The sequence below is a fragment of the Stenotrophomonas sp. JAG2 genome, assembly GCF_041080745.1.
Taxonomy (GTDB): domain Bacteria; phylum Pseudomonadota; class Gammaproteobacteria; order Xanthomonadales; family Xanthomonadaceae; genus Stenotrophomonas; species Stenotrophomonas maltophilia_AA.
Genome location: NZ_JBEUMH010000011.1, coordinates 1 through 21,850 on the forward strand (window position 1 = coordinate 1; position 21,850 = coordinate 21,850).

Sequence of the window (21,850 nt, forward strand, 5' to 3'; positions counted from 1 at the left end):
AAGGAGGAGGCCGTCGCCGCCAGGCGGCGGCCGGGGGACATTTGCCGAGGGGCCTACCGGCCGCTACGGGGCTCGGCGTGCGGAACGAAACACAGCGTTGCCGAAGCCGTTCGCGGCGCGCACTTCCCGCGCAGATGCCCGCCCTGCCGCGATCCACGGCATGGCAGAACCGACCGGAACGCACAGGGTGGAACACTGCGTGCGACCGCGCCTGTCGTCGCGGTACGGATCGCAGCCTATGGTGGCCTTGTCCCCCACCGTGCAGGCAGCCATGGCCAGCTCTTCTTCCCAGCGTTACCGCATCACCGTCACCCCGATCGAAAAGGACGGCCTGCAGTGCAGCGGGCGCTGCACCATCGAGCTGGAACATCGCGCGCAGCAGGACTGGATGCGCCTGCTGGAAACCGCGCGGCGCACCACCGGGCTCAGCGGTGACGAGCGTGCCGCGGCGATCGTCGCCACCCAGTTGCTGCGCGATCTCGCCCGGCGTCACGCCGACGAACCCGACCATCCGTTGACCGTGCTGCAGCCACAGCTGGACGAGGTGCTGGCCGCGCTGGAATCGATCCAGGGCGCGCCCTGAACCAGGCGCCCGCCTGGACCGGCGGCGGACCGGGCGGCCATCCCGACGATGCGGTCCTGCGCGCACTGCCCGGGTTCCGCGGGCTGCGCATCAAGACCCAGGCACCGATCGCCCGCGACACGGCCACGCCCTCCCGACTGCGCGAAGTCCCGGTCCATATCCGGGTCGGCACGGCAACCGGCACGCTGCGCTTCGAGGGCTGGTATCGACTGCAGCCCCGCGTGGATGGCAGTGGCTGGGAAATCCATGGCGCCTCGATCCAGCCAGTGATGAACTGACCGCAGCGGAAAGGACGTTGATCTGCGTGCGCGTACGTCAAAGCTGGATTCAGCCGCACGCGCTATTGTTGGCCTCTCACTCCCCACGGCCTGCCGCCATGAATGTTCGCCCGCTGTTGTCCCGCCTCGCCGCCTGCACCGTGTTGCTCGCCGCCGCCATCGGCGCGCAGGCCGCGCCCAGCGTGTCCGGCCGCCAGTTGTCGGTCGGTGCCACCGATGTGCAGCAGTATCTCGATGGCAGTTTCCCGCGTACCCAGGACGCGCTCGGCGGGTTGATCGCGATGACGATGAGTCACCCGCAGCTGACCCTGCCGCAGGGCAGCCGACTGGATCTGGGCTTCGATGTGGCCATGGCCACGGCCGGCGGCACCCCGGCACCCCTGGGCAAGGTGAAGCTCAGCAGCGGCCTGCGCTATGACACGCAGACCCAGGGCTTCCATCTGCAGGAGCCGACGGTGGATGACTTCACCCCGGCCAACAACGGCGGCAAGCTGGATTCACGCACGCGCAGCCTGCTCAACGCCTGGCTCGCCGATTACGCCCAGCGCGAGCCGATCTACAAGATCGACCCGAGCGTGGGTGCCCTGCTTGGCGCGCTGCAGGTGCAGTCGGCCCAGGTGGAGAACGGCAAGCTGGTGGTCACCTTCAACCAGGATCTCGGCGCACTCGTGCCGGCCGGGGTGCTGGGCAAATAATTCGGATGGCACCGACCAATGGTCGGTGCCTATACGCTCAACCGGCCAACGCCTTGGCCACCGCATCGGCGAACGCCGGGATGTCACCCGGCTTGCGGCTGGTGATCAGGCCACCATCCACGACAACCTCGGCATCGGTCCACTCGGCGCCGGCGTTGCCCAGATCGGTTTTCAGCGAGGGCCAGGACGTGACCTTGCGGCCCTTGGCCAGGCCCGACTCGACCAGCAGCCACGGGCCGTGGCAGATTGCCGCGACCGGCTTGCCTGCCGCACCGAATGCCTTGATCAGGGCGACCGCGTCGGTGTCGATGCGCAGCTTGTCGGGATTGATCACGCCGCCGGGCAGCACCAGCGCGTCGTAATCGTCGGCCTTGGCGCCCTTCAGCGGCGCATCGACCTTCACGTTCTCACCCCAGTCCTTGTCTTTCCAGCCGCGGATCTGGCTGGCATCGCCGGGCGCGATCACCTTCACCGAGGCCCCCCAGGATTCCAGCAGGCGCTTGGGTTCCTGCAGCTCGGACTGCTCGAAACCATCGGTGGCGAGGATCGCGATGTGCTTGCCGTTGAGTGCGTGTGCCATGGAGCGGCTCCAGTACGTGGGAGCGTCCAGTGTGGCCACGTGCGCATTGGGCGACGGTGACCACGATGTGCACAGCGTGTCGGCGCAACCACCGACGCTCAGTCGGTGGTTGCCAGCGGGATCAGCGCTTGGGCTGCAGCATGGTGCCGGTGCACTTCTTCGAGCCGCAGCGGCATTCCCAGATCTTCTTCAGGCGCGCGGTGTGACGCTCGGCCAGCGTGATGCCGTAGTTGTAGGTCAGCTCATCGCCCGGCTTGATGTCCTTGATCGCCTCGATGAAGACCTTGTCCTCGCGCCGGTTGTCGCCCTCGGCTTCTTCGATCACGGCCTCGCAGTTCGGATCGCAGCTGTGGTTGAGCCAGCGCGCGTCGTTGCCCTTGTAGTTCGCATCGATGACGTAGTCGTCATTCAGGGTGAACAGGAAGGTATGACCGCTCTCCACATCCCCGGTGTCGTCGGCATCCACGTCAGCGTGGCTGCGCAGCAGACCCTTGTACTGGATGACCCGCTCGCCCTTCTTGATCGGCGCCAGCGCGAACACGCCATTGCCATGGATGGTGGACTTGCGGGCCTGGATCTTCTTGGGCATCTGGCTGACCGTTGCGGTGGGAAGCCCCGATTCTCGCTTAATCTTTGTGATTGCCAAAGCGATGCGGTCCAATAGGCGTCCAAGGCCGCCCTGCGGGCGCCTGAACGGGCGGGTTGGATGCCGCCGGAGAAAAGCGTACAATTTCAGTCCGCTTTATGGTTCTGCACCCCACCATGCTCCGCGTCACCAAGCTTACCGATTACGCCACCGTCGTGTTGACCGTGCTCGCCGCCCGTCCGGGCGAGGTGCTCAGTGCGACTGAACTGGCCGAGTTTGCCCGTCTGGAACCGCCGACTGTCAGCAAACTGCTCAAGCCGCTGGCCCAGGCCGGTCTGGTCGAGGGCCTGCGCGGCGTCCGCGGCGGCTACCGGCTGACCCGCGCGGCGGACCAGATCACGCTGTTCGAGATCGTGGAAGCCATGGAAGGGCCGCTCGGCCTGACCGAGTGCGCCCACGACCACAGCCAGTGCGGCCGCGAGCTGCAGTGTGGCGCGCGCAGCAGCTGGCGGATGATCAACGACGTGGTGTCCGAAGCGCTGCGCGCGGTCACCCTGGCGCAGATCCTGCCCCCTCTTCCCCTTGTTGACGCCCACCGCCGCGCGATCGCGGCGGATGTCGTCTCCTGATCAGGCAGCCCCCATGGCCACCGATACCCTTGATACCGTCGCCACCGGCGATACCCCCAACCGCGAGATCCATGAGCAGCTCGGCCGCAAGTATTCGGCGGGCTTCATCACGGACATCGAATCGGACTCGTTGCCGCCCGGCCTGGACGAGGACACCATCCGTGCCCTCTCGGCCAAGAAGGAAGAGCCGGAATGGATGACGCAGTGGCGCCTGGATGCCTACCGCCACTTCCTGACCATGCCGATGCCGGACTGGGCCAAGCTGCAGATCGCCCAGATCGACCTGCAGGCGCTGAGCTATTACTCCGCGCCGAAGGGCCCGAAGTACGCCTCGCTGGACGATGTGCCCAAGGAACTGCTGGACACCTACGACAAGCTCGGCGTGCCGCTGCATGAGCGCGCCAGGCTGGCCGGCGTGGCCGTGGATGCAGTGTTCGATTCGGTCTCGGTCGGCACCACGTTCCGCAAGGAACTGGCCGAGAAGGGCGTGATCTTCTGCTCCATGTCCGAAGCGATCAAGGAACATCCGGAACTGGTCAAACAGTACCTGGGCACCGTGGTCCCGGTCGGCGACAACTACTTCGCCGCGCTCAACTCCGCGGTGTTCTCCGATGGCAGCTTCGTGTTCATCCCCAAGGGCGTGCGTTGCCCGATGGAGCTGAGCACCTACTTCCGCATCAACGCCGGCCATACCGGCCAGTTCGAGCGCACGCTGATCATCTGCGAGGACAAGGCGTACGTGTCCTACCTGGAAGGCTGCACCGCGCCGATGCGCGATGAGAACCAGCTGCACGCCGCGGTGGTCGAACTCGTCGCGCTGGAAGATGCCGAGATCAAGTACTCGACGGTGCAGAACTGGTACCCGGGCGATGAGAACGGCGTGGGCGGCATCTACAACTTCGTCACCAAGCGTGCCGAATGCCGTGGCGCGCGCAGCAAGGTCACCTGGACCCAGGTCGAGACCGGCTCGGCGATCACCTGGAAGTACCCGTCCTGCGTGCTGCTTGGCGATGATTCGGTCGGCGAGTTCCACTCGGTCGCGCTGACCCACCACCGTCAGCAGGCCGATACCGGCACCAAGATGATCCACATCGGCAAGCGCACCAAGAGCAAGATCGTCAGCAAGGGCATCAGCGCGGGCCACGGGCAGAACACCTACCGCGGCCTGGTCAAGATGGAGCGCGGCGCCGAGGGTGCGCGCAACTACACCCAGTGCGATTCGCTGCTGATCGGCAAGAAGTCGGGCGCGCACACCTTCCCCTATATCGAGGTGAAGAATCCCAGCGCGACGGTCGAGCACGAAGCCACCACGTCCAAGATCTCCGACGACCAGCTGTTCTATTGCCGCGCCCGCGGCATCGACCAGGAAAACGCGGTCTCGATGATCGTGGACGGTTTCTGCAAGCAGGTTTTCCGCGAGCTGCCGATGGAGTTCGCGGTGGAAGCCAAGAAGCTGCTGGACGTCAGCCTGGAAGGCTCGGTCGGATGAAGCGCCTGCTCACCCTGGCCGTGCTGCTGTGCGCGGCGGCACCGGCGTTCGCGCAGGACGTGGTGTGCAATCCCGGCGGCAATCAGCTCGAACTCAATGCCTGCGCCGACCAGGAGTTCAAGAAGGCCGATGCCGAATTGAATGCCGTCTACCGCCAGATCGTGACCCGGCTTGCCGGCGAGCCCGTGGCGCTGGCGAAGGTGAAAGCGGCACAGCGGCTGTGGGTGCAGCTGCGTGACGCCGACCTGGAAGCGCGCTACCCGGTGGGCGCGGATGAGAATCCGCGTTTCCTGTACGGCTCGATGTACCCGATGCTGTACTCCGGCGCCAAGGCGGCATTGACCACCACGCGTACTGCTTACCTGCGCAGCGAATTCCTCGAGCGCAGCGAATACGACCGCTGAGTCGCGCTGCCTCCAGTTCCCCTATCTGACAAGACGATTATCGACATGTTGAAGATCGACAACCTCCACGCACGCATCGGCGAAAAAGACATCCTGAAGGGCCTCTCGCTCGACGTGAAGCCGGGCCAGGTGCACGCCATCATGGGTCCCAACGGCGCCGGCAAGTCCACCCTGGGCAATGTCCTGGCCGGCCGCGAAGGCTATGACGTCAGCGAAGGCAGCGTGCAGTTCGAAGGCAAGGATCTGCTCGATCTGGCCCCGGAAGAACGCGCCGCCGCCGGCCTGTTCCTGGCCTTCCAGTACCCGGTGGAAATCCCCGGCGTGAACAACACCTACTTCCTGCGCGCCGCGCTCAACGCCCAGCGCAAAGCGCGCGGCGAAGAGGAACTGGATTCGATGCAGTTCCTCAAGCTGGTCCGCCAGAAGCTGGCCGTGCTGCACCTGAAAGACGAGCTGCTGCACCGTGGCGTCAACGAAGGCTTCTCCGGTGGCGAGAAGAAGCGCAACGAGATCTTCCAGCTGGCCGTGCTCGAGCCGAAGCTGGCGATCCTGGATGAAACCGACTCCGGCCTGGACATCGATGCGCTCAAGAGCGTGGCCGACGGCGTCAACGCGCTGCGTTCGCCGGACCGTTCGTTCATCGTGATCACCCATTACCAGCGCCTGCTCGACTACATCAAGCCGGACGTGGTGCATGTGCTGGCCGACGGCAGGATCGTGCAGAGCGGCGGCCCGGAACTGGCCCTGGAACTGGAAGCCCACGGCTACCACTTCCTGAAGGACCGCGTGGTGCCGGAGGCAGCGGTCTGATGAGCGCCCTGCTCGATTCCCTCGCCAGCGGCTTCTGCGGCAGCGATGCACGTCGCGCCGAGCTGGACGCCGCCCTGCAGGCCGGCCTGCCCGGTCCGCGTACCGAAGCCTGGAAATACACCTCGCTGCGCCAGCTGGAGCGCCGCAGCTTCCAGCCCGCGCCGCTCGCCCCGGCCGTGGTCGATGCCGCCCTGCTGGCCGACATCCCGTCGCCGCGGCTGGTGTTCGTCAACGGCCGTCCGTCCGGCGCGCTGAGCGATGTCGCGGCAGTGCCGGCCGGCGTACAGCTGGCCACGTTGTCCTCGGCGCTGGCCGCCGGCGATGAAGCCGCGCGCTTCCTTGGCCGCCGATTCGAGCGCAGCGAGGAAGTGTTCGCCCGCCTCAACGCCGCGCTTGCCGATGAAGGCGTGCTGCTGCGCGTGGAGGAAGGCGTGCAGGTCGAGGCGCCGCTGCAGCTGGTCTTCATCAGCGTGGCCGGCGATGCCGATCTGTCCTGGCACCACCGCCACCTGATCGAACTGCGCAGCGGTGCCGCGCTGGGCGTGGTCGAGCATCACCTGCATGTCGGGGATGCCGCACACCTGGACAACACCCTGGTGCACGTCCACCTCGCGCAGGACGCCGTGCTCTCGCATGCCCGCGTGCAGGCCGATGCCACCCGCGCCACCTCGCTGCTGCGCACCGACGCCGTGCTGGCCCGCAACGCACAGTACCGCCGTGTCGACCTGGAGCTGGGCGCCGCGCTGAGCCGCCATGAGCTCAACGTCCGCCTGGAAGGCGACAACGCCCAGCTGACCGCCAACGGCGTGCTGCTCGGCAACGGCCGTCGCCATGTCGACACCCGCCTGGGCATCGAGCACATCGCGCGCGATACGAGCTCGGAAATGGTCTGGCGTGGCGTGGCGGCCAACCGCAGCCGCGTGGTTTTCCACGGCGGCATCCACATCCGCGAAGGCGCCGATGGCACCGACGCCAACCTGTCCAACAAGAACCTGCTGCTCTCCGCCGATGCCGAGATCGATACCCAGCCCACGCTGGTGATCGATGCCGACGAAGTGAAGGCCGCGCACGGCGCCACGGTCGGCCAGCTCGATGCGAATGCGCTGTTCTACCTGCGCTCGCGTGGCCTGCCGGCCGATCGCGCGCAGCAGCTGCTGAGCGCGGCGTTCTGCCATGAACCGCTGAACGTCCTCGACGCACGCCTGACCGAGCAACTCACCGCCCAGCTCACCCGAGCGCTGGCCCTGGCGGGCGTCGCATGAACCTGTCCACGCCGCGCCCGGTCGCCGATACCGGCGCCGCGCCCGACTGGGATCGCGTGCGCCTGGACTTCCCGCTGTTGATGCGCGAAGTGCATGGCAAGCCGCTGGTGTACTTCGACAACGCCAACACCGGCCAGAAGCCGGTACAGGTGATCGGCGCGGTGGACGAGTTCTACCGCCGCTACAATGCCAACGTCAGCCGCGCGGTACATGCGCTCGGCACCGAAGCGACCGATGCCTACGAGGGCGCCCGCAACAAGCTGGCGCGCTTCCTCAACGTGCGCGGCAGCGAGCTGGTGCTGTGCAGCGGCACCACCTTCGCGATCAACCTGGTCGCGTATTCGTGGGCGCTGCCGCGGCTGAAGGCCGGGGATGTCATCCTGGTTTCGCGCATGGAGCACCATGCCAACATCGTGCCGTGGCAGCTGGTCGCCCAGCGCACCGGGGCGACCATCCGCGTGGCCGAGATCACCCCGGACGGCGCACTGGACCTGGACGCACTGCGCAAGGCCATGACCCCCGAGGTCAAGTTGCTCGCAGTCGCCCACGTCTCCAACGTCCTGGGCACGGTCAACCCGGTGCGGGAGATCTGCCGCGAGGCCCGCAAGCGCGGCATCATCACCGTGGTCGACGGCTCGCAGGCCGTCCCGCACCGCAAGGTCGACATCCCCGCGATCGGCTGCGACTTCTACGCCATCACCGGCCACAAGATGTGCGGCCCGACCGGCACCGGTGCGCTGTGGGCCAGGCGCGAACACCTGGACGCCATGCCGCCGTTCCTCGGCGGGGGCGAGATGATCAAGGAAGTCAGCTTCGAGGGCACCGTGTTCAACGATGCCCCGCACAAGTTCGAAGCCGGCACCCCGAACATCGCCGGCTTCATCGGACTGGGCGTGGCGGTGGACTACCTGGAGTCGCTGGGCCTGGACCACGTGGAAGCCCGCGAAGGCGAGCTGCTGGCGCACTTCACCGAAGAGCTGAACAAAATCGACGGCCTGCGCATCTTCGGCACCACGCCGGACAAAGCGGCGGTGGTCTCCTTCCTGGTGGACGGCGCGCATTCGCACGACCTGGCCACCCTGCTCGACCTGGAAGGCGTCGCGGTCCGGTCCGGCCAGCACTGCGCACACCCGCTGCTGCAGTACTACGGCGTGGCGGCGACCTGCCGGGCGTCGCTGGCGTTCTACAACACGCATGAAGAAATCGAACGCTTCATCGTGGCGTTGAACAAGGTGCGCAAGCTGCTGGGGTGAGCCTGCCCCGCCTGCGCCCCACCGGAACGCCGTGGCCTGCCACGGCGTTTTTCGTTGCCGCCGGAGGTCGTTTCCGTCCGGGCCCCAGCCAGCCTAAAATGGCGGCATGAGCACCCTGACCTACCGCGCCGCCACGCCGGCCGACATCCCCGCCCTGATCACCCTTGTCACCTCCGCCTACCGGGGTGATGCCAGCCGCGCCGGCTGGACCACCGAGGCCGACATCCTTGATGGCGCCCGCATCGACGCGCAGGGCCTGCAGGCCGACCTCGAGCGCCCCCGCAGCACCATCCTGCTCGCCGAGCGCGACGGCCAGCTGCTGGCGTGCGCGCACGTGGCCGATGACCAGGGCAAGGGGTACTTCGGGATGTTCTCGGTGGATCCGGCCCAGCAGGGCGGCGGCATCGGCAAGCAGGTGATGCTGGCGGCCGAGGCCCACGCCGCACGCGAGTGGGGCGTATCGGTCATGCAGATGACGGTGATCGACATCCGCGACGAGCTGATCGCCTTCTACGAGCGCCGGGGCTACCTGCGCACGGGGATCAAGAAGCCCTTCCCCTACGGCGACGAGCGCTTCGGCATTCCCAAGCGCGACGATCTGCGCTTCGAGATCCTGGAAAAGCCGCTGGTGGTGCCCGCGTGAGCGAAACCTGGACCTTCGTCTGCGCCAGCGCCGAACTGCTGCCCGGCGAAATGAAGAGCACCTTCGATGAAGTGACCGGCACGCCGATCGTGGTGTTCAACCTGGACGGCGAGCTGTACGCGCTGGAAGACCAGTGCACCCACGACGAGTTCGAGCTGTCCTCGGGCACCTTCGATACCGGCGAGGCCAGCATCGAGTGCGTCCTGCACGGAGCCCGCTTCGACATCCGCGACGGCGCCGCGCTGTGCGCGCCGGCCTACTCACCGGTGGCGAAGTTCCCGGTCAAGCGGGAACACGACGCCGTCTGGGCCCGCGACGACCGCGACTGACCCGGGCTGAACGCCGGCGTTTTGAAAACGCGAATTATTCCTATTACGATAGGCATTGCGGCCAGCCGGTCGCGCCTGTCCGGTAGCCCGTGTCCGCCCACCGCTCTCTTCTTGGTGCTCTCGCCCTGTGGGCCACGCTCTGCGTGGTGCTGCTGGCGTGCCGCGGGCTGAGCGGAACGCAGGTCGGCGCTGAGCCAGGCAACGCGCCGGCACGGACCTCGCTGGCCTGGGACCTCTCGCCGACGGCGACCGCCCCGGATACGCCGCTGCCCGAACTCCCGGCGGCAGAGCCCTTGTCGGCCACCGAGTCCGGCCCCGATCCCGAACTCGGCCATGTCGGCCTGCCTCTGCGTCAGCGGCGTACCGCCTGGACGGCACTGGCCCCGTTGTGGCCGTCCGATGCGCTGCGGCGGCAGCGGCTGGAACCGTCGCTGCGGCTCAACCCCGGCCACGCGCCTCCCTACGCCTGATTCCGGCCCCGCGCACCGCGTGGGGCGTGCCGTGCCTGCGCCTGTGCGCAGTGCGAACGGCTTCGCGTGCCCGCTTCTCCATTGCCTGTCGCTGTGCCCCGCGCACACCGCTCCGCCTGTCTTTCCCTTCCCGGATCGTCCACACCATGATCAAGAGCCGCAAGCATTCTTCCTTTCCGCGCACCGTTGCCGGCCGCGCCACTGCCGGCCTGGTCACCGGGCTGAGCCTGGCTGTCCTGCCAGTCATCGCGCACGCACAGTCCAGCGGCAACACGCCGCAAACCCTGGATCAGATCGATGTGCGCGGCGTGCGCGGCTTCAAGACCGACAAGGTCGCTTCCCCGAAGTTCACCCAGTCGCTGCAGGACACCCCGCAGACGATCCAGGTGATCACCAGCGACCTGTTCAACCAGCAGGGTGCGACCACGCTGACCGATGCGCTGCGCAACAGCCCGGGGGTGGGTACGTTCTACGTGGGTGAGAACGGCAACACCAACACCGGCGACAGCATTTTCATGCGCGGCTTCGACACCTCCAGCAGCATCTTCGTCGATGGCGTGCGCGACCTCGGCTCGATCTCGCGGGATGTGTTCAATACCGAGCAGGTGGAGGTGGCCAAGGGCCCGGCCGGCACCGACAACGGCCGCTCGGCACCGACGGGTGCGATCAACATGGTCAGCAAACAGGCCAACCTGCACAACGCCGTGTCGGGCACGGTCTCGGCCGGTACCGACAGCCAGCAGCGCGGCACCGCCGATTGGAACCAGGCGCTCGGCGCGACCAGTGCGCTGCGCGTGAATGCGATGTGGCAGGACAGCGACCAGCCCGGCCGCGACCACGTCAACAACAGCCGCTGGGGCATCGCACCGTCGTTGGCGTTCGGCCTCGGCACCAGTACCCGCTATTTCCTCAACCTGCTCTACGTGGACCAGGACAACGTGCCCGACGGCGGCGTGCCGACCCTGGGCCTGCCGGGCTGGACGCCGCAGCCCAGCCTGGAGCGGCTGGCCGGGCAGCCGGTCGATCCGGAGAATTTCTACGGCACCCGCGCCGACCACGACGATGTCACCGCGAAGATGGCGACGTTCCGCATCGAGCACGACGTCAACGACGCCGTGCGCGTGACCAATACCGCCCGCTGGGGCCGCACCGACCAGGATTACCTGCTGACCGCGTTCATGGGTACCGGCACGCGCGGTGCCAATGGCGCACCGACCGGCAACATCCGCTTCACCAACCCGGCCGATCCCGCCACCTACACCATCGCGCGCAGCCTGCCGACCTTCAAGGACCAGCAGAACACGATCCTGACCGACCAGCTCAACCTGCGCGCGGACATCACCACCGGGGCGATCGTGCACAACCTGAGCGCCGGCCTGGAATTCACCCGCGAGGAGCTCAAGAGCTTCGGCCAGGCCGCCACCGGTGGCACCACCTGGTCGCCGGCCAACCTGTATGCCCCGGACTGGAACGCGACCGGACTGACCTGGGCACACAACGGCGCCGACAGCCACGGCAAGACCACCACCTCCTCGGTCTATCTCTTCGACACCCTCAACTTCGGCGAAAGCCTGCTGGTCACCGCGGGCCTGCGCGCGGACCACTACACGACCGAGTACCAGAGTGCGTCGGTGTGCGGCGGCCGTGGTCCGGCCTGTGGCGCCAACCCGGTCGGCACGGTGATCGCCAATCCCTCGCTTGAACATTCGGACACCCTGCTCAACTGGAAGCTAGGCGCGGTCTACAAGGTCGATGACATTGTCAGCCTGTACGCCAACTACGCCCTCTCCCAGCAGCCGCCGGGCGGCAGCAACTTCCAGCTGAGCACCTCCGCCAGCAGCGCCGACAACCCGAGCCTGGATCCGCAGAAGGCCAGGACCGTCGAAGTGGGGACCAAGTGGGCCTTCCTCGATGACGCACTCGCCTTCAACGTGGCGCTGTTCAAGACCGAGGTCAGCAACGAGATCAACACGCAGGTCCTGGACGATGCAGGCAACCCGACCCAGACCGGCAAGAAGTCGGTGCAGGGCATCGAGGTCTCCACCCTGGGCCGCATCACCGACAACTGGTCGGTTTCGGCGGGCTACAGCCATCTGGATACCGAGGTGGACGAAGGCGCCAACGTCGCCGCCGACGGCACCCGCAACCTGACCTACACCCCGGGCGACACCTTCACCAGCTGGACCAGCTATGCCTTCCCGTCCGGCCTGACGATCGGCGGCGGCGTGCGCTACGCCGGCCAGATGCATCGCGGCACGGACGGTGCGGTCGGTACCCCGGCCTTCACCAAGTCCTACACGGTCTACGATGCGGTGGCTTCGTATGCGATCAACGAGCATCTGGTGCTGCGCTTGAACGCATACAACCTGTTCGACAAGCAGTACGTGGCTGCGATCAACAAGAGCGGCTACCGTTACACCCCGGGTGCCCCGCGCACCGTCCTGTTCAGTGCGGACTTCCGCTTCTGACCACCGGCCGGCGCAGGGGAGCCCTCCCCTGCGTCGTACAAGGACCCTGTCATGTTGCTGCATGTTCCCGACGTACTGAGCGCCGATGAACTGGCCCACCTCCAGCGCGCGCTGGCCGAGGCGGCATGGGCCGATGGGCGCGAGACCGTCGGCGCGCAGGGCGCGCAGGTCAAGCGCAATGAACAACTGCCCGACGCCTCGCCGCTGAAGGCCGAGCTGGGCCGGATCGTGCTGGGCGCCCTGGACCGGCATCCGCTGTTCTTCGCGGCGGCATTGCCGCTGCGGATTCTGCCGCCCCGCTTCAACCGCTACCAGGGCGGCGGCGAGTACGGCTTCCACGTGGATGGGGCGGTGATGATCACCCCGCTGGACGGACAGCGCAGCCATCTGCGTTCGGACGTATCGTGCACGCTCTTCCTCACCGCGCCGGACGACTACGACGGCGGCGAGCTGGTGATCAGCGATACCTACGGCGAGCACGAGGTGAAGCTCCCCGCCGGCGATCTGGTGCTGTATCCCTCGAGCAGCCTGCATCGCGTCAACCCGGTCACCCGTGGGTCGCGGTTGGCCTCATTCTTCTGGGTGCAGAGCATGGTGCGCGATGACAGCGCGCGGCGCACGCTGCTGGAGATGGACAGTGCGATCGAAACGCTGCGCACCACGGGTGCCGACAGCGCGGCCGTACTGCAGCTGACCGGCGTGTATCACAATCTCCTGCGACGCTGGAGCGAGATCTGAGCTTGGCGCCATAGGCTTCCGCAATCGCAAATCATTCCCATTTGCGCTTGGGAACATATCTCACTACAATCTCGGCGCGTTGCGAACCGGACATCCGGTCCGCCGCTACCGGGCCTCCTTTTGCGCCACCCTCACCGCCATCGCAGCTTCGCCACCGCCATGCGCGGGCAACGCCCTGCGCTGCCCGTGGTGCTGGCGTGGCTGGCAGTGCTGGCGATGCTCTTTACCGGCCTGCCGGTGCTGGAACGGGCAGCCCCCGGCAGCACTGTCATGGTCCTGCAGATGCCGATGGACGAGCGCCCGGCCGGCGGTGGGGAAACCACCCAGCAGGAAGAAGCCCCGGCCAAACCGCGCCGGGTCGCCAGCGCGCGCCCTGCCGCGACGCCGCCGCAGCCGCCTTCACTGCCGCCGGTCGTGGAATCCCTGGATTCGCTGATGGCCACCCTGGTGGCACAGCCGCCGCGGATCGTGCCCGCCATCGATTCGGCACCGGCCACGCCGCTGCCTGCCGCACCCGGCCTGCGCGTCCAGCGCGGCCAAGCCCCACCGCAGGGCTGATTCCGACCCCGGCGGCGCCATCGCGCCCGCCTCCGGTCCTGCGTGTTTCGCCCGCCCCGGGCGTCCCTGATACCTGCGCGTGCTGCCGCCCTCCGGCCTGCCACGTCGCGTCCGTTTTCTCCTTTCCGAGGTTGCCCCCATGGCCCAGCGCCATCGTCGTCGCACGTCCCTGTCCCGCTGCACCCTGTCCCTCGCCCTGCTCGGTGCGCTGAGCGCCCCGGCCTTCGCCAACGGCGACGCCGCCGGTCCGACCACCCTGGACAAGGTGGTGGTCACCGCCGCCGGTTTCGAGCAGAAGATCGCCGATGCCCCGGCCAGCATCAGCGTGATCAGCCGCGAAGAACTGAGCAAGCGCCCGTACACCAGCCTGGTGGATGCGCTGCGCGACGTGGAAGGCATCGACGTGGGCATGGAGCCGACCGACAAGAACGGCCGCGCCACCATCTCCATGCGGGGCATGCCGTCTGACTACACCCTGGTGCTGATCGACGGTCGCCGCCAGAGCAACGCCGGCAACCTGTATCCGAACAACTTTGGCGGCGGCCAGTTCTCGTACATGCCGCCGCTGGATGCGATCGAACGCATCGAAGTGGTGCGTGGCCCGATGTCGACCCTGTACGGCTCGGATGCGATGGGCGGGGTGATCAACATCATCACCCGTCGCAACCAGACCGAGTGGCATGGCGCGGTCACCCAGGGCTTCACCCTGCAGCAGGACGACCAGTTCGGTGACGCGCGCAGTACCGATGTCTACCTGAGCGGCCCGCTGATCAAGGACCGACTGGGCCTGTCGGTGCGCGGCAGCTACTACGACGCCAAAGCCTCCAACCCGGAATGGGACGACCTCCAGTTGCCCGACGGCACGATGTGGTCGCGCAGCATCGGCTTCGGCGGCGGCGGCAAGGCGGTGGCCAACACCAACTGGAACACCGGCCTGCGCCTGAACTTCATCGTCAACGACGACCACGAGCTGTGGCTGGACTACGACGTGTCGCGCCAGAAGTACGACAACAGCGAAGGCCAGACCGGCACCCTGGACAGCCTCGCCAGCCTGTGGCGCGTCGGCAATGCGACGATCCCCAGCCCGAACGGCACCGGCACCGTCAGCCGCCGCGTGGTGCAGCCGCGCGTGGGCTACACCGCCTACCAGCGCTACGAGCGCGACCAGTTGGCGCTGACCCACCAGGGCCGCTATGAATTCGGCACCTGGCAGACCACGCTGACCCACATCACCAGCAACAACCTCGGCCGCTCGCTGCCGCTGACGCTGGACGAGCGCGCGGATCTGCAGGGCCTGTGGAACGACGTGTGCCGCCGCACTGGCGCCGCCGCCAACTGCGCGGCCGGCGCGCGCAACGGGCTGGGTGCGCTCAACGCCGCCGAGCTGGCGCGCCTGCAGGCCTTCCTGCCGCGTCCGCTGCGCACCATGGAACTGAAAGGCAACGTGCTGGACACGATGCTCGACCTGACCTTCGGCGCGCACAAGCTGACCGTCGGCGGCCAGTACAACGACACCGACATGGTCGATGGCGTGTTCGGCATGGACGGCAACGGCTACAAGACCAACGTCAAGCAGCAGCACCGCATGTGGGCGCTGTTCGCCGAGGACAACTGGTCGCTGACCGACACCCTGACCGCCACCGTCGGCGTGCGCTATGACGACCACAACATCTTCGGCAGCCACGTCAGCCCGCGTGCCTACCTGGTATGGAACGCCAACGATGCCTGGACCCTCAAGGGCGGCGTCAGCACCGGCTACAAGACCCCGCGTCCGGACCAGCTGTTCCCGGGCATCGTCGGCTTCGGTGGCCAGGGCGTCACCCCGCTGGTCGGCTCGCCCAACCTGAAGCCGGAAACCAGCACCAACTACGAAATCGCCGCGTACTACGAAGGCGATCGCTGGGGCTTCAACGTCACCGGCTTCCTCAACAAGTTCGATGACAAGATCGCCAGCGGCGGCACCTTCGCCAACTGCGAAGTCGCCCCGGACGATGGCAGCTACTGCGTGGACATCGGCCCGGGCTGGGCCGAGCTGGGCTACAGCACCTTCGGCCAGAGCGTGAACATCGACAAGGCCGAAACCCGCGGCGTGGAAGCGGCCGCCCAGGTCGATCTGCTGGACACCCTCCAGCTGCGCGGCAACTACACCTGGACCAGGAGCGAGCAGACCAGCGGCACCGGCAAGGGCCTGCCCATCACCGGCAACCCGGCCAGGCACATGGCCAATGCCAGCCTGAACTGGCAGATCAGCGAGGCGGTAAGTCTGTCGCTGATCGGCGAAGGCCGCTACGACCGCTACCGCGACACGCTGGTCAGCAACGTCGGCGGCGTGAGCAGCTCGCAGACCCGCTACTACGAGGACTACACGATCTTCCACCTCGGCGGCAGCTGGGACATCAACACCTGGCTGACGGTCAACGCGCGGGTCAACAACCTGTTCGACAAGGACTTCGTCTCGCAGTCCTGCGTGCTGATCAGCGACAGCGAGTTCAACTGCGTGGACGACTACGCCACCAAGGACCAGCGTCGCAGCTACTGGATTTCAGTGAACGCCAAGTTCTGAGGCACCCCGTGGCGGCGTCCCGAGTGACGCCGCCGCGGGCCTTGACCTCGGGCAGCGCGCCGGCAACGGTCCGCTGCCTTTTTTTTGCCCACAAATTGCGAATCATTCTCATCAATGGTGTAATTCGCCCCTCAGCACTTCCTCCTGCGACCGTGGCCACCAGCGCTCCCTCTTCCAGCGTGCAACAACAACGCCGCGGCTTCTGGCTGCGCACGCTGCACCAGTGGCACTGGATCAGCTCCGCGGTGTGCCTGATCGGCATGCTGCTGTTCGCCGCGACCGGCATCACCTTGAACCACGCGTCCAGGATCGAAGCCAAGCCGGAGGTGGTCAGCCGCCAGCTGGCGCTGCCTGCCGACCTGCTCGGCAAGCTCGGCGACCGCGCCGATGGCAACGCACCGATTCCCCGCGTGGCCACCCGCTGGCTGGATGCGCAGCTCGGCATCTCGATCGGGCGCCGCCCGGCCGAGTGGTCTGATGGCGAAATCTACCTGTCCCTGCCCAGCCCGGGGGCCGATGCCTGGCTGAGCATCGACCGCGAATCGGGCGCCGTGGAGTACGAATCCACCGCGCGCGGCTGGGTGTCCTATTTCAACGATCTGCACAAGGGGCGTAACGCCGGGCCAGCCTGGGGCTGGTTCCTGGATATCTTCGCCGTGGCCTGCCTGGTGTTCTGCATCACCGGCCTGTTCCTGCTGCACCTGCATGCCCGCCAGCGCCGCATGACCTGGCCGCTGGTCGGCCTGGGCCTGCTGATCCCGCTGCTGATCGCCCTGATCCTCATCCACTGACCTTCCCTTCCCGGAGCCGCACCATGCGCGTCACCCTGACCATCGCCCTGAGCGGCCTGCTGGCCACCTCGCCGGCCTACGCCACCACCCTGGACATCAATGTCGAGGTGCCCAAGCTCAACGTGGCCGAGTACCACCGCCCGTATGTGGCCGTGTGGCTGGAAGGTGCCGACCAGAAGGTCGCCGCCAACCTGTCGGTCTGGTATCAGCAGACCGGCAACAGCGAAGGCCATGGCACCAAGTGGCTGCCTGACCTGCGCCAGTGGTGGCGCAAGAGCGGCCGCACCCTGGAGGTGCCGGTGGACGGCGTGACCGGTCCGACCCGCCCGGTCGGCAAGCATGCGCTGTCGTTCAACGACAAGCAGCCGGCGCTCAAGGCACTCGCGCCGGGCAACTACACCCTCGTGGTGGAAGCGGTGCGCGAAGTCGGCGGCCGCGAACTGCTCAAGATTCCCTTCACCTGGCCGGTCACGGCCGCACAGACGGGCAAGGCCCAGGGCGCGACCGAACTCGGTCTGGTCACCCTGTCCGCCAAGCCCTGATACCCCATCCACTTGGAGTTTTTCGATGAAGCGCACGCTCGTCCTCGCCGCCGCCATGGCCGCCGCACTTCCGTTCTCCGCCCTGGCCCACAAGGCCTGGCTGCAGCCCTCGCAGACCGTGATCGCGGGCACCAACCCGTGGATCACGGTCGATGCGGCGGTCTCCAACGACCTGTTCTACTTCAACCACGTGCCGCTGCGCCTGGACAACCTGGTCATCACCGCGCCCGATGGCAGCACCGTGCAGCCGCAGAACGCGGCGACCGGCAAGTTCCGCAGCGTGTTCGATGTCGAGCTGACCCAGCAGGGCACCTACCGCCTGGCCACGATCAACAACGGCCTGTCGGCCAGCTGGGAAGAAGACGGCAAGCCCAAGCGCTGGCGTGGTACCCCGGCCACCTTCGCCACCGAGGTTCCGAAGAACGCGAAGAACCTGCAGGTCTCGCAGTCGGTCGGCCGCGTGGAGACCTTCGTTACCAACGGCACCCCGAACGACACCGCGCTCAAGCCGACCAACCAGGGCATCGAGATGATCGCGCTGGCCCACCCGAACGATCTGGTCGCCGGTGAAGCCGCGCGCTTCCGCGTGCTGGTCGACGGCAAGCCGACCGCCGGCCTGGCGTTCGAGATCACCCGCGGCGGCACCCGGTACCGCAACGCGCAGGACGAGATCAAGGTCAGCACCGATGCCAAGGGCGAGTTCGCCGTCACCTGGCCGGAAGCGGGCATGTACTGGCTGGAAACCGGCACCGAGGACAGCAAGACCTCGATCAAGGAAGCCAAGAAGCGTCGCCTGAGCTACGTGGCCACGCTGGAAGTGCTGCCGGAGTAACCACCTGCGGCGCGGGCGCTGCACGCGCCCTCCACCTCACCCGCCCCTGTCGACACGACGGGGGCTTTTCACCCGACGCAGTCCGGCCATCGGGCTTACTAGGCCCCGACGTGCCCATCCCCATGAACAACCCGGATCTCGACATCGCCAGCCTCGGCGGCCACACCATGGGCACCACCTGGCAGGTAAAGCTGGCCGTGGCGCGCAGCCGCGACCTGCACCCGCTTCACGCCGGCATCCAGGCGCAGCTGGACGCCATCGTGGCGCAGATGAGCACGTGGGAAGCCGACAGCGATATCGCGCGTTTCAACCGGGCGTCCGCCGGTGAATGGCAGGCGCTGCCGCCGTTGTTCGACACGGTGATGCAGTGCGCGCTGGAGATCGCACAGCGCAGTGGCGGCGCCTTCGATCCGACCGTCGGCCCGTTGGTGGCGCTGTGGGGATTCGGCGCGCAGGCCCAGGCCCGGCAGATTCCCGATGCGGCCGCCCTCGCCGCGACCCGTGCGCGGTGTGGCTGGCAACGCCTGCAGTGGCAGCCCGGTCGCCTGCGGCAACCCGGTGGGCTGGCGCTGGATCTCTCGGCGATCGCCAAGGGCTTTGGCGTCGACCAGGTCAGCGCGTGGCTGCGCCAGAACGGCGTGCACGCAGGGCTGGTGGAAGTCGGCGGCGAGCTGCACGGGTTCGGACGCAAGCCCGACGGTCAGCCGTGGCGGGTGCTGGTGGAATCCGCTCCGGAAGACGATGCGCAGGCAGACCATCCGCCGCGCGTGCTCGCGCTGACGGAGCGTGCGGTCGCCACCTCCGGTGATCGTTGGCACCATTTCGAGCACGGCGGTGAGCAGTACAGCCATACCCTGGATCCGCGCATCGGTGCGCCGGTCGCACGCGCCGCGGCCGCGGTCACCGTGGTTGCCGACAGCGCCATGCAGGCCGATGCCTGGGCCACCGCATTGACGGTGATGGGCGCCGACGACGGGATGGCATTTGCGCGCACCCATGCGCTGGCCGCACGCTTTGTCAGCCGGGGGACGCACGGTATCGAGGAACACATGAGTCCCGCATTCGAGCACCTGCTCGCCGACGACCGCGTGGACGCGGCATGAGCCTGCGTCCTTCCCGTGCGTGGCTGGGCAACCTGGCGGTGATGCTGGTGCTGGCGGCCATCGCCTGGGCGCTGCTGCGCCTGCACCAGGGTGAAGCGTGGTGGCAGAGCGCCCCCCTGGCCGCGCAGTGGCGCTGGGCCGCCGGCAGCCTGCTGCTGTATGCGGCGTTCTGCGCGCTGATCTGGTGGCGTGGACGACCGCGCGAGGCGCGCGTGGCCGATGACGGACCCGCCCCGATCCTGCTGGTCTGGGCGAGCCAGACCGGCTTCGCGCAGCAGCTGTGCGAACGCAGTGCGGACGCGTTGCGCGCTGCCGGACTGCCGGTCCGCATCCGCGCGCTGCATGCGGTGACGGCCGAGCTTCTGCAGCGCAGCGGGCAGGTGTTGTTCGTGGTCAGCACCACCGGCGAAGGCGATGCGCCGGATCATGCGCTGCCCTTCCTGCGCAACGTGATGCCGCAGTCGCTGGCCCTGCCACAGCTGCAGTACGGCGTGCTGGCGCTGGGCGACCGCAGCTATGGGCACTTCTGCGCGTTCGGCCACCAGCTCGATGCGTGGCTGCGCCAGCACGGCGCGCATCCGCTGTTCGACACGGTCGAGGTGGACAACGCCGATCCCGGCGCACTGCGCCACTGGCAGCAACTGCTCGGCCAGCTGGGCGGTGAAGCCACCGAACTGTCGGACTGGGCGCCGGCCGATTACCTGCCGTGGCAACTGCAGGCGCGGCACCTGGAAAACCCGGGCAGCCCGGGCGCGCCGACCTACCGCATCACGCTGGTGCCGGCCGACGGCGTGCTGCCGGTGTGGCAGGCCGGCGACGTCGTCGAGATCGGACCGCAGCATGCACCGGCCGAGGTCGAGGCCTGGCTGCGTGATACCGCGTGGGAGGGCGATGCGGACATCGATGGACGGCCGCTGCGTGCGCATCTCGCGCGGGCGCACCTCCCGGATGCCGACGAAATTCCGGCATCGGCCGACACGGCCGCACTGGTGGCCGCACTACGTCCGCTTCCGCACCGCGAGTACTCGATCGCCAGCCTGCCTGCCGAAGGCCAGGTGCAGCTGCTGCTGCGCCGCCAGCTGCGTCCGGATGGGACGCCGGGGCTGGGCAGCGGGTGGCTGTGCGATCACGCCGCGCTGGAGGGGCAGATCGATCTGCGCTTCCGCAGCAATCCGAATTTCCACGGTGTCGCCGCCGCGACGCCACTGATCCTGATCGGCAACGGCACCGGCATCGCCGGCCTGCGCGCCCACCTGCGCGAGCGCATCAGCGCCGGCGCGCGCCGCAACTGGCTGCTGTTCGGCGAACGCACGGCCGCGCACGACTTCTTCTTCGGCGACGACCTGCGCGCCTGGCAGCGCGATGGCTGGATCGCACGGCTGGATACGGTGTTCAGTCGCGATGGTGGCGAGCATCACTACATCCAGGACCGTCTGCAGGCGCACATCGGCGAACTGCAGCAGTGGGTGCATGACGGGGCCACGATCCTGGTCTGCGGCAGCCTGCAGGGCATGGCGCCGGCGGTGGATGCGGTGATCGAGCAGGCGCTGGGTCGCGACGGCAAAGAAGCGCTGATCGTGGCCGGTCGCTACCGGCGCGACGTGTATTGAGGTTACGTGCCGCTGCTCAGGCAGCGCGGCCGCCTGCACTCACGCGTATCGCCAGCAATTCCCCGCCGCCGTGCAATGCGAACCGACGGCGCTCACCGGCCGCCAACCAGGCGGTATCACCGGCGGCCAGCGGTGCCAGCGACGGCTCGCCCTCGAATTCGGCCTGCCCGGCAAGCAGGTGTATCGCCCACGCCGCCTCGGGCTCGGTGAAGAAGAACATGCTGCCCACCAGCGGCCGGTGCAGCAGCTCGGCCTGCACGGCATCGCGCCGCCACATCAGATTGAAATCGTGGGTCACGCCATCGATCAGTTCACCGGTGACCTGCGCTTCACCGGCGAAGCGCAGGCGCTCATGCGGCGGCATCAGTGTGTGCACGGCGCCGTCGGCGAAGCGCAGGCGCAGGCCTTCGCCACGCAGCAGCACCAGTTCGCGGTCGATGCCGGGAAACGCGGAAAACGCGGCGTCCTGCTCGATCTCGGCGATCGACAGGCGTACCTGCCAGTCGTCGTTGTCCGGCAGGCGCAGGATCTCGCGGGTCCAGCCGAGGCCATTGCGCCAGCGTTCGCGGCGGTACTCAAAGGAGGGAATGACGCGGCTGGCCGCGCCCAGGACGGTATCGGTCGACATGCGCCT

At 67.7% G+C, this 21,850-nt stretch carries 23 protein-coding genes; 20 read left to right on the forward strand and 3 right to left on the reverse strand.

The genetic code is table 11. From position 1 onward, the window contains the following. The first annotated feature begins 271 nt into the window (after positions 1 to 271). Together AB9O74_RS14310 and AB9O74_RS14315 are read left to right on the forward strand one after the other, a co-directional pair. Positions 272 to 583: a DUF3861 domain-containing protein gene (locus tag AB9O74_RS14310; RefSeq protein WP_257018781.1), complete on the forward strand. Its 312-nt coding sequence runs from the start codon at positions 272 to 274 to the stop codon at positions 581 to 583. A gap of 376 nt (positions 584 to 959) precedes the next feature. Beyond that, positions 960 to 1,556, forward strand: a complete 597-nt coding sequence (locus AB9O74_RS14315) for a DUF1439 domain-containing protein (protein WP_369349703.1) — start codon at positions 960 to 962, stop codon at positions 1,554 to 1,556. A 37-nt stretch (positions 1,557 to 1,593) separates the two neighbouring features. On the opposite strand, the gene AB9O74_RS14320 is transcribed toward AB9O74_RS14315, so the two are convergent. Together AB9O74_RS14320 and AB9O74_RS14325 are read right to left on the reverse strand one after the other, a co-directional pair. Beyond that, positions 1,594 to 2,136 (reverse strand): type 1 glutamine amidotransferase domain-containing protein, encoded by a 543-nt coding sequence (locus tag AB9O74_RS14320; protein WP_369349704.1) that lies wholly within the window; start codon positions 2,134 to 2,136, stop codon positions 1,594 to 1,596. A 121-nt stretch (positions 2,137 to 2,257) separates the two neighbouring features. Then, complete coding sequence (locus AB9O74_RS14325) at positions 2,258 to 2,725, reverse strand: SET domain-containing protein (protein WP_176990804.1); 468 nt, start codon at positions 2,723 to 2,725, stop codon at positions 2,258 to 2,260. A 173-nt stretch (positions 2,726 to 2,898) separates the two neighbouring features. Between AB9O74_RS14325 and AB9O74_RS14330 the strand changes: the two genes are divergently transcribed. The 18 genes from AB9O74_RS14330 (at position 2,899) to AB9O74_RS14415 (ending at position 21,216) form a co-directional block, all read left to right on the forward strand. Then, complete coding sequence (locus AB9O74_RS14330; RefSeq protein ID WP_026070170.1) at positions 2,899 to 3,351, forward strand: SUF system Fe-S cluster assembly regulator; 453 nt, start codon at positions 2,899 to 2,901, stop codon at positions 3,349 to 3,351. A 13-nt stretch (positions 3,352 to 3,364) separates the two neighbouring features. Further along, complete coding sequence (sufB, locus tag AB9O74_RS14335; RefSeq protein WP_176990805.1) at positions 3,365 to 4,840, forward strand: Fe-S cluster assembly protein SufB; 1,476 nt, start codon at positions 3,365 to 3,367, stop codon at positions 4,838 to 4,840. Then, entirely contained in the window at positions 4,837 to 5,244 is a 408-nt protein-coding gene (locus AB9O74_RS14340) for a lysozyme inhibitor LprI family protein (protein WP_369349705.1), read from the forward strand. Before sufB ends, AB9O74_RS14340 begins: the two co-directional genes overlap by 4 nt. Positions 5,245 to 5,289: 45 nt before the next feature. Then, positions 5,290 to 6,054, forward strand: a complete 765-nt coding sequence (gene sufC, locus AB9O74_RS14345; RefSeq protein ID WP_176990807.1) for a Fe-S cluster assembly ATPase SufC — start codon at positions 5,290 to 5,292, stop codon at positions 6,052 to 6,054. After that, positions 6,054 to 7,316 (forward strand): Fe-S cluster assembly protein SufD, encoded by a 1,263-nt coding sequence (gene sufD / locus AB9O74_RS14350; RefSeq protein ID WP_369349706.1) that lies wholly within the window; start codon positions 6,054 to 6,056, stop codon positions 7,314 to 7,316. Before sufC ends, sufD begins: the two co-directional genes overlap by 1 nt. Then, positions 7,313 to 8,569: a cysteine desulfurase gene (locus tag AB9O74_RS14355; RefSeq protein ID WP_369349707.1), complete on the forward strand. Its 1,257-nt coding sequence runs from the start codon at positions 7,313 to 7,315 to the stop codon at positions 8,567 to 8,569. Before sufD ends, AB9O74_RS14355 begins: the two co-directional genes overlap by 4 nt. A gap of 106 nt (positions 8,570 to 8,675) precedes the next feature. Next, positions 8,676 to 9,212, forward strand: a complete 537-nt coding sequence (locus AB9O74_RS14360; RefSeq protein WP_369349708.1) for a GNAT family N-acetyltransferase — start codon at positions 8,676 to 8,678, stop codon at positions 9,210 to 9,212. Continuing rightward, complete coding sequence (locus AB9O74_RS14365) at positions 9,209 to 9,541, forward strand: non-heme iron oxygenase ferredoxin subunit (RefSeq protein ID WP_176990811.1); 333 nt, start codon at positions 9,209 to 9,211, stop codon at positions 9,539 to 9,541. The genes AB9O74_RS14360 and AB9O74_RS14365 overlap by 4 nt, the downstream gene beginning before the upstream one ends. Before the next feature lie 89 nt (positions 9,542 to 9,630). Then, positions 9,631 to 10,011 carry a hypothetical protein gene (locus tag AB9O74_RS14370; RefSeq protein ID WP_369349709.1) on the forward strand — a complete coding sequence of 127 codons (381 nt, stop codon included), beginning with the start codon at positions 9,631 to 9,633 and terminating at the stop codon, positions 10,009 to 10,011. 146 nt (positions 10,012 to 10,157) lie between these two features. After that, positions 10,158 to 12,479, forward strand: coding sequence for a catecholate siderophore receptor Fiu (locus tag AB9O74_RS14375; RefSeq protein ID WP_369349710.1), 2,322 nt, complete (start codon positions 10,158 to 10,160; stop codon positions 12,477 to 12,479). Between the two features lie 51 nt (positions 12,480 to 12,530). Beyond that, a complete protein-coding gene (locus AB9O74_RS14380) occupies positions 12,531 to 13,217 on the forward strand; it encodes a Fe2+-dependent dioxygenase (protein ID WP_179460970.1) in 687 nt (228 codons plus the stop codon). A gap of 159 nt (positions 13,218 to 13,376) precedes the next feature. Then, the gene (locus AB9O74_RS14385; protein ID WP_369349711.1) at positions 13,377 to 13,775 is read left to right on the forward strand and encodes a hypothetical protein; all 399 of its coding nucleotides are present in this window, start codon (positions 13,377 to 13,379) and stop codon (positions 13,773 to 13,775) included. 139 nt (positions 13,776 to 13,914) lie between these two features. Then, positions 13,915 to 16,338 carry a TonB-dependent receptor gene (locus AB9O74_RS14390; RefSeq protein WP_369349712.1) on the forward strand — a complete coding sequence of 808 codons (2,424 nt, stop codon included), beginning with the start codon at positions 13,915 to 13,917 and terminating at the stop codon, positions 16,336 to 16,338. A 152-nt stretch (positions 16,339 to 16,490) separates the two neighbouring features. After that, positions 16,491 to 17,129, forward strand: coding sequence for a PepSY-associated TM helix domain-containing protein (locus AB9O74_RS14395; RefSeq protein WP_346479521.1), 639 nt, complete (start codon positions 16,491 to 16,493; stop codon positions 17,127 to 17,129). A 23-nt stretch (positions 17,130 to 17,152) separates the two neighbouring features. Continuing rightward, a complete protein-coding gene (locus AB9O74_RS14400) occupies positions 17,153 to 17,671 on the forward strand; it encodes a DUF2271 domain-containing protein (RefSeq protein ID WP_102789113.1) in 519 nt (172 codons plus the stop codon). Between the two features lie 25 nt (positions 17,672 to 17,696). Continuing rightward, positions 17,697 to 18,503, forward strand: a complete 807-nt coding sequence (locus tag AB9O74_RS14405; RefSeq protein WP_346479520.1) for a DUF4198 domain-containing protein — start codon at positions 17,697 to 17,699, stop codon at positions 18,501 to 18,503. Positions 18,504 to 18,625: 122 nt separating this feature from the next. Beyond that, positions 18,626 to 19,606 (forward strand): FAD:protein FMN transferase, encoded by a 981-nt coding sequence (locus tag AB9O74_RS14410; RefSeq protein ID WP_369349713.1) that lies wholly within the window; start codon positions 18,626 to 18,628, stop codon positions 19,604 to 19,606. Beyond that, on the forward strand, positions 19,603 to 21,216 hold the full coding sequence (locus tag AB9O74_RS14415) for a sulfite reductase subunit alpha (protein ID WP_369349714.1): 1,614 nt from the start codon (positions 19,603 to 19,605) through the stop codon (positions 21,214 to 21,216). The genes AB9O74_RS14410 and AB9O74_RS14415 overlap by 4 nt, the downstream gene beginning before the upstream one ends. 16 nt (positions 21,217 to 21,232) lie before the next feature. On the opposite strand, the gene AB9O74_RS14420 is transcribed toward AB9O74_RS14415, so the two are convergent. After that, a complete protein-coding gene (locus AB9O74_RS14420; RefSeq protein ID WP_369349715.1) occupies positions 21,233 to 21,844 on the reverse strand; it encodes a HutD family protein in 612 nt (203 codons plus the stop codon). Positions 21,845 to 21,850 lie beyond the last annotated feature (6 nt).